Below are 15530 nucleotides of genomic sequence, written 5' to 3'. Positions count from 1 at the left end.
ATCAAAACTGAAAATAAATAAATTGCTCTTGTACGTTAAATACACCGAATAAAAGAATTATCATAACCAGAATATAGTACAAACTGACGCGATACAACAAAGGCCAACTTTTGACTACGCCATTAATTGAAGTAGACCTTTGTACAGTCTCTACAAAAAATAAGACTATCAAAGCAAATAAACTGACAGTGTAATCATATAATGTTGACCCTAAATAGGACGGTTTTAAATACTGAAAACTGCCCGCAAAATTTGTAAACAAATGAGTCAATATGTAATACCCATCACTCAAATTTTTAGCCCTAAAAAAAATCCAGGCGACACATATTAAAGAGAATGTAATTGTAATACTCATCATTCTGTTTATACCAGAAAATTCATTCAAACCAAGTTTGTACTTGATTGAATTCCTCAGTGTTTTACTCATTATTTCCAGAATGATATATAATCCATTCAAAGTACCCCAAATAATGTACGTCCAGTTAGCTCCATGCCACAAACCACTAATAAAAAAAGTAACCAGCAAGTTAAAGTACAAGCGAGAGGTACCAACCCTATTACCGCCTAGCGGGATATATAAGTAATCACGAAACCAAGTAGAAAGAGATATATGCCACCGCTTCCAGAATTCGCTTGGAGAGGTAGAAAAATAAGGGCTTTCAAAATTTTTCATTAGGCGAAATCCGAGAGTATGCGCACTCCCAATAGCAATGTCTGAATAGCCTGAAAAGTCACAATAAATTTGAAATGCGAATAATATAGTAGCTACAATAAGCGGCATACCCTTAAAATTAGTAGGAGTATCATACACATTGTTAACTATAACAGCCAAACGATCTGCAATGACTACTTTTTTGAACATTCCCCAAGCCATCAACTTTAAACCTTTGGCAACATTATCAGCTTTGTATGAGTGCTTTTCATAGAATTGATGTAGTACATTCTGCGGGCGTTCTATAGGACCAGCTACGAGTTGGGGGTAGAACATAACATATAGTGCATATATACCGAAATGACGTTCTGCTTTTTGTTTGTTTCGGTACACTTCTATAGTGTAACTCATTGCTTGAAATGTGTGAAATGACAATCCTATGGGTAGGAGGATTGTTAAGAAAGGTAAATTACTAGTCAGACCAATGTTGCCAAGCAAGGTATCAAAAGAAATATTCAAAAAATTATAATATTTAAATATAAATAAAACACTTAAGTTGGCTACTATACTGGTAACCAAGTATAACTTACGAGTTTTACCGGATGATTTTTCGATGTAAAGACCTGAGAAATAATCTACTATAATTGTAAAGCCAAGAATTATAATATAAACTGGCACAAAGGCCATGTAAAAATAACAACTGCCAATTAACAACAGTAGCCAGCGATAACGGTAAGGAATTAAGTAATAAGTTGTTGTGATAACAATAAAAAAAAAGACAAAGTGTAGAGAGTTGAAAAGCATAATTCAGCAATGTATTATAGTATGTACCATACCTTTTGTTACTCCTACTTCTTTTTCGAACCGTTTTTGGCAGAATTTTAATCAAACCATCCTTATCAACTGTTGGGTTCAATAAGTGAACTATGAAGACTCGTTCCAAAAACTTCTGTGAAATAGTTTAACAAAGGCGTTTTTAGTTGGGTATTTGGCAAAGAAAAATTTGATGTCACATCATTATTGCGAAGCTGCTTAGAAAATGTCGTACAAATCAAACTTTTACGATGAGTTGACGAACTCATTAGAGTTATTTTGATTATCTGCAAAGCACCTGTTTTTATGAACTCTAATCGGTCATCTATTGCTCGTTCTCTTCCACTGACAACCTGGTCTTAACTGGCGAAAGTTCTAAAGTTGTGAACGCTTATTTCACTATATTTTTTTTCCAGTCGTAGGAGGTTGCTTCACTACCACCCACCCAATTCGCCAAATCGGTTACGGCAGATCGCAACATCGACCATTCTCGTGTCGGCGGCTTGAAGTCCGGCAACCGCCGACCACCTATGCATGAATGAGTTTTTCCTTTGAAGGCAATTTGAAAAGCATTGAAATTGATTTGGCTCTCCTACTTTTTATAAAAAAGTTCAGAAATTCCGGACAATAGAAGTACATTGACGATGATTTTTATTTTATTCCAAATCACTTGTTGAGCTGGCTGAATCATAGTCGCTATCCCGAAACTAAGTATTCATTTAAATAGGCAGAATTTGGTGAAAACCATCTTTTTATGAGGTCAGTTAGCTGTCTAAATGAGCCAGTTATAAACATTCAGCGTTTCTGCAACTGTACGATGCCAAGAAAAATTTTCCAGTCGTATTTTCCCCCGTTTTATTAAGACTTGCCGCAATTCAGTGTCCATTACGATACGTTCTATAGCAACTGATATTGAATCTCTATCCAGTGGATTTATATACAAGGCAGCTTCGCCAGCCACCTCGGGTAGAGAACTCGTGTTACTTAATACACAGGGACATTCACAAGCGAAAGCTTCCAAAATTGGAATACCAAAGCCTTCATATAATGAAGGAAAAACGAACGCAAGTGCTTTTTTATATAATTCATGCAAAATTGAATCGTTAATCATTGCATGAGACACTAAGTTATTTAATAACAAAGAGGCTATCAACTGTTTTTCATCCTTTGTGAAACTTTCTCCTCCTGCACAAACTAGCCTTATGCCATTACGAATAAGAGTTTGCGCGACGGCGCAGAGAAAGAACTTAAAGTTTTTATAACCAGATCGATTCCCAACGTATAACAAATAAGGTCTTATATTTTCATTATTCCCATCGCTTACATACGGACAAATATCAGTATTATTACTAAATGAGCTTGCTAAATGTATCACCGTAACTTTTTCCGGAGTTACATCTAGATACTCGATCATATCATTTTTGGTACTTTCCGAAATGGCAATTAAATGAGTTGCACATTTTGCAATTTTCTTTTTTTGACCAATGATTGATTTATCACCAGATAATTCAGCAAACTTGTGTGACAAGCGCTCATAAGTCATATCATAAAACGTAGTAATAAAAGGTTTTAAGCTAATTGAAGATTCTAAAAATTCATCAAAGTAAGTAGCATGGAATATATCATAATTATTGAGTTTAGCGTCTAATAAATTATATATCTTGTTCGTCTCTGTCAATAGTCGATGTCTTTTAGTGAATGGATAAATAAAAGAAGAAATATCATATTCTTTCAAGTGAACGTTGTTAGACCACAACAGAGAGAGGTGTGCGGTATCAATTTCTGTCTTGTTTATACCTTTTATCAGCTCACAATAGTATCTTGATATTCCTCCATACTTTTGAAGAGTAAATGCTTGGTGATCATAAAAGACTTTCACAATTATAAAGTTTCTGTTAAACCATTTCTAATATTAATAACAGGCATACCAGCGATTTCCTTTCTTGCTTCGCTTCTTTTAGCAAATGTAAGTAGTCCCTGGTTATTTCTAGCTTCCCTGAAATTTGCATCTATGAATCCTTCTTCTGGAGAAATAGCTATCAAATCATCACACAAATCATTCTGTATAAAGTAGGCATTATTACCAGCTTTGTTACAACCAATAAATTTATATCCCTTTTCTTTTCCCAAATCACAAAGAGCTCCAAGAGAAGCGCCGAAATAAAGTCCTGAATAGTGAGAGCTTATTCTTTCAAAGTCCTGCTTATATGGAATAGTGATTGGACGTTCTGGACCAAAAAGACTGTTGTACTCAACAATTACTATGGCTGGATTAGACACTGTCATTGCCTTCCATACCCAGTAGTCATTACCATCAATATCTATACTAAGAATTCCTATTTTACCACTAAACCCATTTTCTTCTAGTATTTCATTAATATTTTCTGCTGTAATGAAAGACTTTACCGCGGTTAAATTGTAGCGCCAATAAATAGCATCATTTTTAATATAATCAATATTAAACTTTGAACCATCAATAACTAATCCATGCCAGTTATTATTCATTAATAGAAATCGAGTATTAGATTCTTCATAAGTTTCAACACCAAACTCAACAAATTTATCTACATTGATTGATAATTTACTCACCAAAAATTGAATAATACCGTCATCTCCAAATTGTGAAAAGACTTTAAATTCTGCATCTTCGATGGATAAGGCTTGTCTACTAGTCTTAGCAAGTAGTGTGCCTATCAAAAAACGGATTTCTAAATTATCCTGTTTTGATCTCTTTATTTCCTGAACTAAGTTTTTTATTTTTTTCACAATTGACATACATTATCTTTTAGGTTTTTTTAAGTTATTTGTAACTTCTTTATTCTTTATCAATTTCATTAACAAATTAATAAAGAATAAAGAAGTTTGATGTATTTTTCTATTTCTTTGTTAATGTAAGCATTTTAAAAAAATCAATACTTGAACTTCTCTAAGAAATAAGTAATGTTTGTTTATACATTTATTTTTATTCAAAAATATAACTTTTAATAATTCCCAATAATCTCATAAATTTGTTAGAAAACCATGATGGCATCTGATAAAATTCAGAGAACGCATATTTTGTAGCTTCCTCATTCAATTCAATCTTAGTTGGAAATATTATTTTTTCAACTAAGATTGGAAAAGTTTTTAAGTTAGCCATATCAGTTGCTATCACCGTATGAGTAGCCGTGTTATCAAAACCGATATTAGAAATCAAGTTTTGATTTGGTGTGATACATAATCCTCCATTCACCCATACTGCAAATACCCATTGAAAGTCCCATGTATTCAGACGGCCCACAAAAACATCCTCGAAAGTTCTTTCCCAGAATCTCCTAGAACCAGCAGTTAAAACTCTTTTTTTGAATTCATTTGATTTAATGTAATTGGGATATTCAGCTATATTCACATCATACTTAGACCAAGCCCGGCGCCATGTTGCCCACCCCCAAATATGTGGAATACTAGTGAAGAAATAAGAACTTGTTCCCCACTTATTCTGCTTGTATAAATTGCAACCACCGATATGCATTACTCTGTCATCATGAGTATACTTATCTAAGAGCACACGACAAAAATCAAAGAATGTAATATCAGGCAGACAGTCATCTTCCAAAATGATCCCTTCTTCAACTTGTAAAAAAAACCAGTCAATTGCCTGACTGACAGCTAGTTTACAACCTAAATTTCTGTCCCTAATTAATTTAGCTACGTTACATGGCCAGTCAATCTCATCCAGTAGAGCTAGACATAGTTCAACATTCTTAATGTCATCAGCCACCCCATCACGTGGTCCATCAATAGCAACAAACAATTGAGCGGGCTTAATCTGTCGTAAGCGCTCTAACACATGTCGGGCATGTTGTGGCCTATTAAATAATATAAATAAGACAGGCACGTCAAATGCCTGACCATTTTCTAAATTAGCTATCTCATTCATTAGATAGAAATTCCTTAGCAATGAAATATCCATTCCAAGTAGCATAACTTGTAAAAAGATAGTCATTATCCAGCATTTTTTTGTACACAGGATTCTCCATAGGGTTACTTATATTAAAGCTGTGCATCTCTATTACTATCAACTTTGGCCTGTACTTTCTTAGATCTATAGAATTCAACACATTATAATCATGACCTTCCACATCAATTGACAGTAAGTCAATTGACGTTTGAGCAGGTAGTAGTTCTTGAAGTATAGAATTCAATGTTTTTGTTTTTAGCGTAGTTTTAATTTTGACCCGTTGTGTATCTTTATGTTTGTTATAAAAATCAGCATCTATCGTACTGATTTCATCCATATCAAATTCATAAAAAGTTACGTTTTTCGCTTCATCAGACACCGCAGCACAAACGGCAATATCATTAGGTCTTATTTTCTTATGCATACTTACCATTTTTGAATTGGCATCAATCGTTATTCCGTGCCAACCTTGTTGGTATAGTTTAAATGTATTAGAATGCTGAATAGGTTCATTACTGCCGACTTCTACATAGAATCCATTTTCAATAGTTTGAAGTATATTCTTTATAATAATATCCTCGCCCGTTTGTGAATATGCTAGATATGAGTCTTTACTAACTATTCTACGAACAAATTCTAACAAGCCAAATTGTATGGCATAACTAAAATTAAATTGTTTGAACAAACATTTTATCGTTTTCATTATGATAAAGTAGTCATTTTGACCAGTCAACTTATTTTGACAGTCATAGGGCGTTGAAATGTAATGAAATTTAAAAACGACCTCGATTGTAAGTTAAATATAGATCGAGCTGGTTCAAAGAATATATTCATAGCATAAGCTTGGATTCCGTAAGATACTAGCGTTGCAATAGAAGCTCCCAATGCACCAATTTTGGGTATCAACCAAAAATTGAGTGCGACATTTATAAACGCACCAATTATTGTCTTGATCAGAACAAATCGCTGTAGATTTTTAATTATCATTAAATTGTTAGTTCCAACCCCTGTGAACACGAATACACCTGCCCATATGTGTACACTTAAGATCGGGCCTGCATCAATGAATTCTTTACCGAAGAGTAATTTAATAAGCTGACTTGAAAAACAGCTAACGAAAATAGCCAATCCTACGCTTACGTATGTTAATACGTTTAATAATTCTTGGTATTGGATGTAAAATTTTTCCCTGTTTATTATCCAAGATTCAGCAATTTTAGGATAAAATGATGTATTTATAGCAATAGCTATAAAGTACCAAGCTTCTGACAACCTCAAGGCAGCCCCATAAAGACCCAATTCGTGATTTGTTGACAGCGATTCGATCATGAATTGATCCACTTTCATATAAACAAATACAAAAAACTCAGTAATCATTATGGGCCAGGAAATTTTCACTAATTGAACTATCGATTGCCAATTAATTGCCTGACGAAGATTCTCTATTATTTTCGACGAATATCTTTGATAAACAATAACCATCAATCCATATATAATGGTCAGTTCTACTAAATTTATTAATGCCAGAGATAAAATCCCTTTATGGTTGAGTAAAGCATAAATGCGAAAAAGAGAAGCTACAACAAATGCAATCAACTTTACAACAACAGATAATTTAGCTTTTGTCTGTGATTGAAAGTAAGTATCTATAATATCTGAACTTTGCAATACAAGTGCGAATCCAGTCACATTTATCAAGTAAAACAATTCTGGATTATCGCGATTTAAGGCATAATTAAGGCAGCAGCTTACACCATACATCAACGAGCCAGCTATTAATTTTATGAATAATCCTAATTGTACCAATTTTTGCTGCTGCAATGGATTATCAACTGTTGCTACGAATTCGACCATTAGCGTATTAGTCAAACCGAAACCAGCTACAGAGACAAAAATAGTTGGGAAAAGTATTGCATAATTGAGAATACCAAATTCTGATGGTCCCAAGTAACGGGCAATCCATAGGCTGACAATGATACCAATAGCCATACGAAAGATTTTATCAAAAAATATCCAGCCAATATTTGCAATTATCTTCCGCATTTGAATTAAATCTGTTGAGTAAGCCGATTTTCTACCATTAATTTGGCCACATCATGCATTTTTCGATTTGCCTGCCATCCTAATTGAAGTTGTGCTTTGGCTGGATTGGCATATCCCTCGGCTATGTCGGTTGGCCGGAAGAAAGAAGAATCTATGCGAACGAACTTTTCCCAATCAAGCCCGACGGTTTTGAAAACCATATCAATGAATTCACGGAGCTTGTGTGTCTGTCCCGTGGCAATAACGTAATCGTCAGGCTTCTCCTGTTGTAGTATTCTCCACATAGCTACTACATAATCAGGTGCCCAACCCCAGTCGCGGGCAATGTCGATATTACCCAATGTCAGCGTTTCTTTACTTCCTTCGGCAATACGGCAAGCGGCAGATACAATCTTCTGTGTAACAAACCGCTCTGGCCGCAGGGGTGATTCATGATTAAACAGGATACCCGTACTAGCATGTAACTGATAGGCTTCGCGGTAATTAGCTACCTGCCAGAAAGCCGCAGCTTTGGCGACACCATATGGACTGCGTGGTCTGAAAGGCGTCATTTCGTCAGCAGCCAGCCTTCCTGTGTCACCAAAGCATTCACTTGAACCAGCATTGTAAAACTTTATAGGCAGGTTACTGAATCGAATCGCTTCCAGCAAATTTAGTGTACCCATGCTGATACTCTCCAGCGTTTCGACGGGTTGTTCAAACGACAACCCAACAGAACTTTGCCCGGCCAGATTATAGAGTTCGTCCGGTTTTACTTTCAGCAGGGTTTGCAGCACACTCCTGAAATCATTGATACTAACCGATACTACCTTTACATCCTGCTGGATACCTAAGCGAGTCAGGTTACGAAAATTGGCCATTTGCGCATCCCTCGAGCCACCATACACCTCATATCCCTTACTGAGGAGAAGTTGAGCTAAATAGGCTCCGTCCTGACCGGAGACACCACAGATAAGAGCCTTTTTCATGCTGTATGTCCCGGTTTTGCGAAAACAAATTTTCTGATAAAGAAAATTATTATTCCAATGATGGCTCCTACCAATATAAAACCCGCTATAGTAATCATTCGTTTGGGACCACTTTTCTTCAGAGGAATTCGGGCAGGCTCCAGCGTTTTGAAAATGGGAGAATCTTCAGCGACCTTGACCTTTGCCAATTCAAGTTGCTTGCTCAGTTCATTGAATAGAGTCTGAGTCAGGATAAAATCAGCCTGCAACCGTTGTTCTTCAATCTTGGCAGTGCTAAGATTCAGGTACCGGTTCTTATCCCGGTACACAGATAGAGCGTATTCGGCCTTTTGATACCGTTCTTTGGCCTCTTCGGTCTGTTTAGTCAGAAAGTCAACCTGGTTCCTTGATTTTTCAGTCCGATAACCGCTGATATAATTGGTTAGGTAATCCAATGACAGGCGGGCGACTGTAGCAGCAACTACCGGATCAGGTAGCGTGGTGGTTACAGTAATAACGCCCGTTTTTTTGTCGTAAGCCACAGCGACAGCACCATGAACCGTTTTTACCAAATCTTCCTGCTTTTTGGTGATTTGTAATGCTTTGCTGCGGTTTTTGGGGTCAGGGAGAGACGCTTTCTTTTCTTCATTGGCTGAACCACTCAGCAGACTTCCCGGCCAGGATTGCCTACCCTGCTCTTCCAGAAAGGTTTGTAAAGTTGTTTCTTTTTCCAGCAGCTGAGAATAAACAGGTTGCCTGAGTAACTGGAGGGCGAACGGAACACTTTGCAAAACATCGGGATAAATATCGGGCCGGATAGCATCTGTACTGGTCATACTTCCAATATCAATTCCTGCTAAACCCGCTAATGAACTCAACCCACCCAGACCTGCTCCTTTGGATTGAATTTCGGGCATGACGGTAATTTCTACCGTATATTGATTAGGCTTTGAAAACGCGTATATAGCCCCGATTACCAGAAAAACAGTTCCCCAAACCAGTACTGTCCAACGGCTATCTTTCAGAAACTGCACGATGTCACTCAGCCGAATTTCGATTTCGTCGGGGTCAATGTCACTCTTTATCGTTTCCGTAACTGACATAATAAACGAGCAGGGTAGCCTTTAACGAAGTAGAATATTAACGAGAGCAATAGATACCGTTGTCAGTAACGATAAAATTCCAATACGTTCCGCAGCACTTATTCGGTTGTTATCCAATGGCTTAAATGGAACTATCAGCGTTGAACCCGGTTCGACGCGAGGACGAGATGTTAAAAACAGAAACTTATGTGTCCGATCTTTGCGCCCATTTGGATATACTATGTAGGCCTTATTCTTTCGGGCATTATCTGTAAATCCACCCGCTTCGCTGATGTAATCATCAAAGGTATAATCCGCTTTGTAACTAACATTTGATGGGTTTAAGACCCCTCCCTCTATGGCAATAATATCCGGGCGTTGAGGAATGTACAGGGTATCTTTGTCATGTAGCAACAGGTTTTCTTCAATGCCTGCATTCGTAAGAATTTCACTCAGATCGTTACCAATCAATATACCGTTCCGCCTGAATTGAGCGCCCAGCATATAGGCCTGCGGCTTTATCCCACCCGCCCGTTTGATCAGATCGCTTATCCGTTCCTCCCGGCTGAATATAGCGTAATTCCCTGGCTGCACAACTTCGCCATACACGTATACCTGCTGTTGCGACTCGTAATTGACGGAAGTCCGGACGTATACAATATCAAATGGCTGTAGTGAAAACCCTTTGGCTGAGCTGGCATCCAGTGAGGAAATTTGCAGATCCCGGTCAATGGCAAAGCGATATATTTCTACCCGCGTCGTATTGATGCCGCCAGAGTCCTGCCGAATACGCCGGGCTACTTCAATCAGGTTTGGTTTGGCTCCTTCCCGAAAACCACCCGCCTGAGCTACCAGATCCGCTACACTCATATTCGTAATAAACGGAATGGTATCAGGCTGGTTGACTGCTCCTTCAATCGTTACATAGTACTTCTCCCGAAGGTCCCGGATGGATAAAACAGTCAGGCTGTCCTGCCGCATCAGCGGAATATCAGCGATCTCTCCCCGCATTAGTTTGCCCAGGTCGAATGACAGGTTTTCCCGATCCATGTCCGGGCGTTCACGCGTGATGGATGCCCGGTTTGTGAAGGCATCTTTGCGCAGTCCCTCCGCCCGCGTAACCAGTTGCTTTACGGTTTCCAAACCAGGCTCGAGCGAGTAATCGCCAGGGCGCATAACGGCACCGGCTATCTGAATCCGGTTTTCATACCGTTCCAGAATCTTCCCTACTTCATACCTGTCGCCCCGCTGTGGCACAAAATTCGCGATCTGCTCCTCGGTTATGGTAACGATTTGCCTTTCCCGGCTGGTGTTGCGCCGAAGGGTGATACTGGCCCGATAGGCATCGTCGGCAAAGCCACCCGCAAAACCTAATACTGTTTTCAGCGTTTCTCCCGGTAGTACCTCAAATATGGCCGGGCGACGTACCTGTCCGGTCATCTCAACGTGCGTTACGTAATCGGCTACCTGGATAACATCCTGATCCTGCAACCGAATGTTGTCGCGCTGATCGGCACGGAGAATGAAATCGTACAGGTCAATGGTACGAACAACCCGGTTACCCCGTATTACATTGATTTTTCGGAACGAACCCGTTTCCGGGTTGGGCCCACCGGCCAGATAGAGGGCATTGAAAGCCGATCCCAGAGAGGAAATAGTATACGTACCCGGACGGACAACTTCTCCGACCAGCGTAATCCGAATACTGCGAATATTTGTCAGACTGGCACTGGCGGTAGTATTACCCCCACTTGTACTCAATCCCTGATATCCCCCCTGTCGCAACCGGGAAATGATCCGTTGTTCGGCCTGATCGAATGTCAGGCCACTCACAAAAACAGGGGCTAAGTCAGGGAGTTTCACCGTACCGTCGGGGCTTACCTTCAGTTGGAATTCACCCGTTGAGGCACCGGAAATTTCGATCCTGATTTCATCATCGGGTCCTACTATATAGTTGCGGGGAGTGGCAATACGAAGATTAGGTTCAAACGAAAGGTTTGCGTTTTCAAACAACGAGGCCCCAAACACGCGTAATCTGCGACTTGTATCTTTCGCTGCGATATTGGGTAGTGAGTCAACCCGGCGGGAGAGATCGGAAGGCAATGTTCTTCCGGTTGTATTGTCTGTTGCTGTCTGGCCGGAAGGGCGGGTAGTTTTTGTACGAATGGTGGCTATTCGTTTTCGCATCTTGGCAATGTCGTCGAGTGTGTATCCCTGCGACATGGCTGCCTGCTCAATCTGCATTTCATTCAAGCCACTTGCTTCGGCCCGGCGGTAAAAATTCTGGACATCTTCATCGCTCAGCTGATCGACCCGTGACCGGGGTGCCTGAGCAGATGCCTGATACGACCCTGTCAGTATCAATAGCAGGAGAACAACGGGATAGGATCGAAAAGAGCGGATAAAACGTGACAATTTGTCCTTAATACACATGAACACTGGCAATTGGGCCAAAAATTGAACTGCAAAAGTAATAGATTCTTTTTAAAACTTCGTTCCCGTTTAGTAAGCGAGTACCCATCCGCTCAGGACCTGCGTTGTAGTACCGGGGTAATGCACTAAATTTGTAAGCAAAAAACAGGTAGATAGCCGGTGTTAAACGGCTAATGACTTTAGAAATATGATTAATCTAATAGCTAAACTTTTCGGCACTAAATCACAGAGGGATCTGAAGGACCTGCTTCCCTATGTTGAAAAAGTAAACACCGAATTTGCCCAGTTAAAAGACCTCTCGAACGATGCATTGCGTCAAATCTCAGCCGACCTGAAAGCCCACATTGCTACTGAATTAGCTGATATCGATAATCAGCTGAGCGAACTGAGCGAACAGGCCAGTGATCCCGATGGAGACGTTAATGAAAAAGAGCGACTTTTCAATAAAATTGATAAGCTCGAAGCGGACCGAAATATTGAACTGGAACGCGTTCTGCTTGATATTCTGCCACGTGCCTTTGCCGTCGTGAAGGAAACGGCCCGACGCTTTACTGAAAATCAGCAGCTAACCGTAACCGCTACGGATTTTGACCGGGAGATTGCCAGCCGCAAGAAAAATGTGGTCATTGATGGCGAACAAGCCCATTGGGCTAATCAATGGGATGCAGCCGGATCACCCATAAAATGGGATATGGTGCATTATGATGTGCAGATTATTGGCGGTGTTGTGCTCCACGAAGGAAAGATTGCCGAGATGGCTACTGGCGAAGGAAAAACCCTCGTAGCCACCTTCCCGGCTTTTCTGAATGGCCTGGCTGGCCGGGGTGTGCATATTGTAACGGTCAATGATTACCTGGCCAAGCGCGACTCCGAATGGATGGCCCCGCTGTTTGAATTTCATGGGATGCGGGTTGACTGCATTGACAAGCACCAGCCCAATTCAGAGCAGCGTAAACTGGCGTACCTAGCCGACATTACGTACGGCACCAATAATGAATTTGGTTTCGACTACCTGCGTGATAACATGGCCCGCGAACCGGCCGAACTGGTGCAGCGTAAACACCACTACGCCATGGTGGATGAAGTCGACTCCGTTCTGATCGATGATGCCCGGACTCCGTTAATTATCAGTGGTCCGGTGCCCCGTGGCGATGAACAGGAGTATATTGAGCTGAAGCCCCGGGTATCGCGTTTGGTGGAAGTCCAGCGCAAACTAGTATATGATTTCCTGAACGATGCCAAACGAAAGGTGGCCGCTGGCGATGAAAAAGAAGGAGGATTATCGCTTTTTCGGGCTCATCGGGGTTTACCCAAGCACAAACCGCTGATTAAATACCTGAGTGAAACCGGAAATAAAGCCCTGCTCCAGCGGACAGAGTCGATTTATCTGGCCGAAAACCAGAAGTTGATGCCGGAAGCCGATGCACCCCTGTATTTCACGATTGACGAGCGACACAACAGTATTGACCTGACAGAGAAGGGAATCGATTACATAACGGGTTCCGGCGAAGATCCTAACTTCTTCATTCTGCCTGACCTGTCCATTGACCTCAACGCAATCGATAAAGACCCGGAGATTTCTGAACAGGATAAAATAATTAATAAAGAAGGGGTTATTCGGGACTATGCGGTCAAAACCCAGCGGATCAATACAGTCAACCAGTTATTGAAAGCGTACTGCCTGTTCGAGAAGGATACCGAATACGTCATTATGGACGGCAAGGTAAAGATCGTCGATGAGCAGACGGGCCGGATCATGGAAGGCCGTCGGTGGTCGGATGGGTTGCACCAGGCCGTTGAGGCAAAAGAAAATGTAAAAGTTGAAGATGCCACCCAGACATACGCTACGGTTACCCTCCAGAATTATTTCCGGATGTACCACAAGCGGGCGGGTATGACCGGTACGGCCGAAACGGAAGCCTCCGAGTTCTGGCAGATTTATAAGATGGATGTGGTCGTTATTCCAACCAACCGACCCATCAGCCGCGCGGATGAAGAAGATAAAGTATATCGTTCGGTTCGCGAAAAATACAACGCCGTAGCGGATGAGATTACCAGCCTGGTCGAAAAAGGCCGTCCCGTACTGGTGGGCACAACGTCGGTAGAAAACTCCGAGTTGTTGAGCCGTATGCTGACGATGCGTAAAATCCAGCACCAGGTTCTGAACGCCAAGTACCATCAGCGGGAAGCCGAGATTGTGGCCTCAGCCGGTTTTCCGGGCACGGTTACCATTGCCACGAACATGGCCGGACGGGGTACTGACATTAAGTTAACCCCCGAATCGAAAGGAGCCGGTGGTCTGGCCATTATCGGCACCGAGCGGCACGAATCCCGCCGGGTCGACCGGCAGTTGCGGGGCCGTTCGGGTCGTCAGGGCGATCCGGGTACTACGCAGTTCTTTGTATCGCTCGAAGACAGTCTGATGCGTTTGTTTGGCTCGGAGCGGATTGCCAAAGTAATGGACCGCATGGGGCTTGAAGAAGGCGAGGTCATTCAGCACTCCATGATTACCAAGTCGATTGAGCGGGCGCAGAAAAAAGTGGAAGAAAATAACTTTGGCATTCGGAAACGGCTGCTCGAGTACGATGATGTGATGAACTACCAGCGTGAGGCAATTTACAAGCGCCGTCGAAACGCCCTGTTTGGTGACCGTCTGCCGCTTGACATTGCCAACACCATGTATGATGTAGTGGAGGAAGCCGTAAATAACGCCGAGGGGAACTATGAGGAAGTAAAACTTCAGCTTCTAACAACGCTCGGCCTGTCGGCATCATTGCCGACAGAGGAGTTCAATCGACTGAAGCGACCCGAGCAGACGCAGCGGTTATATGAAGAAGCAGAAGTCAATTACCAGGCGAAAAACCACGCCATTGCCGATAAAGCCCTGCCCATTTTAACGCAGGTACTGAATGAGCAGGGGCACCAGATTAAAAATATCGTGGTACCCTTCTCCGATGGTCTCCACGAGTTAACCGTTGTAACGGATCTACAGAAAGCGGTCAATTCAGGAGCGCGGGACATCGTTACAGAGATGGAGAAGGCAGTCACACTATCGGTAATCGATCAGGAGTGGAAAGAACACCTCCGCGAAATGGACGATCTGAAGCAGTCGGTACAGAACGCCGTTTTTGAACAGAAAGACCCCTTGCTGGTGTATAAGTTTGAATCGGTGGAACTGTTCAAACGCTTCCTGATTAAAGTTAACTTCGATACCATCAGCTTCCTGACCAAAGCCGACATTCCCGCTCAGGAGTCTGCGCCCGAAATTCGGCAGGCTCCGGTACAGCGACGGCCACAGCCTCAACCGAAGTTGCATACGAACGTAGAAGACTTTGATGATGACCACCTGGCTACCGGTCCTGAAGAGTACGCCCGTCGTATGGCTGAAAACGATGCTATGGGAGCCGGATCACCGCCCATGCCCGTTCAGCGACAGGCTCCGGTCCGCGTAGCTAAACTAGACCGGAATGCCCGTGTCACTGTTCAGTACCCCGATGGCTCGGTAAAACGGGATGTAAAGTATAAAACCGTTGAAAATGACATAGTTAGCGGCAAGGCTATGCTAATTGAATAGCCTATTAACCATATTGATTTCCAGCCCTCCGTTTCGTATCTTAGCG

The 15530-nt window shown here is 41.7% G+C and carries 10 protein-coding genes; 1 reads left to right on the top strand and 9 read right to left on the bottom strand.

What is annotated here, in order from left to right; translation table 11 throughout:
• Position 1: 1 nt before the first annotated feature.
• The 9 genes from B157_RS0103380 to B157_RS0103340 all read right to left on the bottom strand — a co-directional run bounded on the left by B157_RS0103380 (position 2) and on the right by B157_RS0103340 (position 11910).
• Positions 2–1456 carry an MBOAT family O-acyltransferase gene (locus B157_RS0103380; protein WP_020601973.1) on the bottom strand — a complete coding sequence of 485 codons (1455 nt, stop codon included), beginning with the start codon at positions 1454–1456 and terminating at the stop codon, positions 2–4.
• A gap of 781 nt (positions 1457–2237) precedes the next feature.
• The gene (locus B157_RS0103375; RefSeq protein WP_020601972.1) at positions 2238–3344 is read right to left on the bottom strand and encodes a glycosyltransferase family 4 protein; all 1107 of its coding nucleotides are present in this window, start codon (positions 3342–3344) and stop codon (positions 2238–2240) included.
• A gap of 2 nt (positions 3345–3346) precedes the next feature.
• Positions 3347–4240 carry a hypothetical protein gene (locus B157_RS0103370; RefSeq protein WP_020601971.1) on the bottom strand — a complete coding sequence of 298 codons (894 nt, stop codon included), beginning with the start codon at positions 4238–4240 and terminating at the stop codon, positions 3347–3349.
• Positions 4241–4427: 187 nt separating this feature from the next.
• Positions 4428–5384: a hypothetical protein gene (locus tag B157_RS34305; protein WP_020601970.1), complete on the bottom strand. Its 957-nt coding sequence runs from the start codon at positions 5382–5384 to the stop codon at positions 4428–4430.
• Positions 5377–6108 (bottom strand): FkbM family methyltransferase, encoded by a 732-nt coding sequence (locus B157_RS0103360; protein ID WP_157618289.1) that lies wholly within the window; start codon positions 6106–6108, stop codon positions 5377–5379. Before B157_RS0103360 ends, B157_RS34305 begins: the two co-directional genes overlap by 8 nt.
• A 26-nt stretch (positions 6109–6134) precedes the next feature.
• The gene (locus tag B157_RS0103355; protein WP_020601968.1) at positions 6135–7448 is read right to left on the bottom strand and encodes a flippase; all 1314 of its coding nucleotides are present in this window, start codon (positions 7446–7448) and stop codon (positions 6135–6137) included.
• Between the two features lie 5 nt (positions 7449–7453).
• Positions 7454–8416 carry a GDP-mannose 4,6-dehydratase gene (locus B157_RS0103350; RefSeq protein ID WP_020601967.1) on the bottom strand — a complete coding sequence of 321 codons (963 nt, stop codon included), beginning with the start codon at positions 8414–8416 and terminating at the stop codon, positions 7454–7456.
• On the bottom strand, positions 8413–9498 hold the full coding sequence (locus B157_RS0103345) for a Wzz/FepE/Etk N-terminal domain-containing protein (RefSeq protein ID WP_020601966.1): 1086 nt from the start codon (positions 9496–9498) through the stop codon (positions 8413–8415). Before B157_RS0103345 ends, B157_RS0103350 begins: the two co-directional genes overlap by 4 nt.
• A 21-nt stretch (positions 9499–9519) precedes the next feature.
• The gene (locus tag B157_RS0103340) at positions 9520–11910 is read right to left on the bottom strand and encodes an SLBB domain-containing protein (protein ID WP_026308454.1); all 2391 of its coding nucleotides are present in this window, start codon (positions 11908–11910) and stop codon (positions 9520–9522) included.
• A 187-nt stretch (positions 11911–12097) separates the two neighbouring features.
• Between B157_RS0103340 and secA the strand changes: the two genes are divergently transcribed.
• Positions 12098–15484: a preprotein translocase subunit SecA gene (gene secA, locus B157_RS0103335; RefSeq protein ID WP_020601964.1), complete on the top strand. Its 3387-nt coding sequence runs from the start codon at positions 12098–12100 to the stop codon at positions 15482–15484.
• Positions 15485–15530: the final 46 nt, after the last annotated feature.

Origin of the sequence: Spirosoma spitsbergense DSM 19989 (genome assembly GCF_000374085.1) — a bacterium.
In the GTDB taxonomy this organism is placed as follows: domain Bacteria; phylum Bacteroidota; class Bacteroidia; order Cytophagales; family Spirosomataceae; genus Spirosoma; species Spirosoma spitsbergense.
The sequence above is the reverse complement of the archived record's forward strand: the minus strand, read 5'-3'. Positions and strand labels throughout refer to the sequence as shown.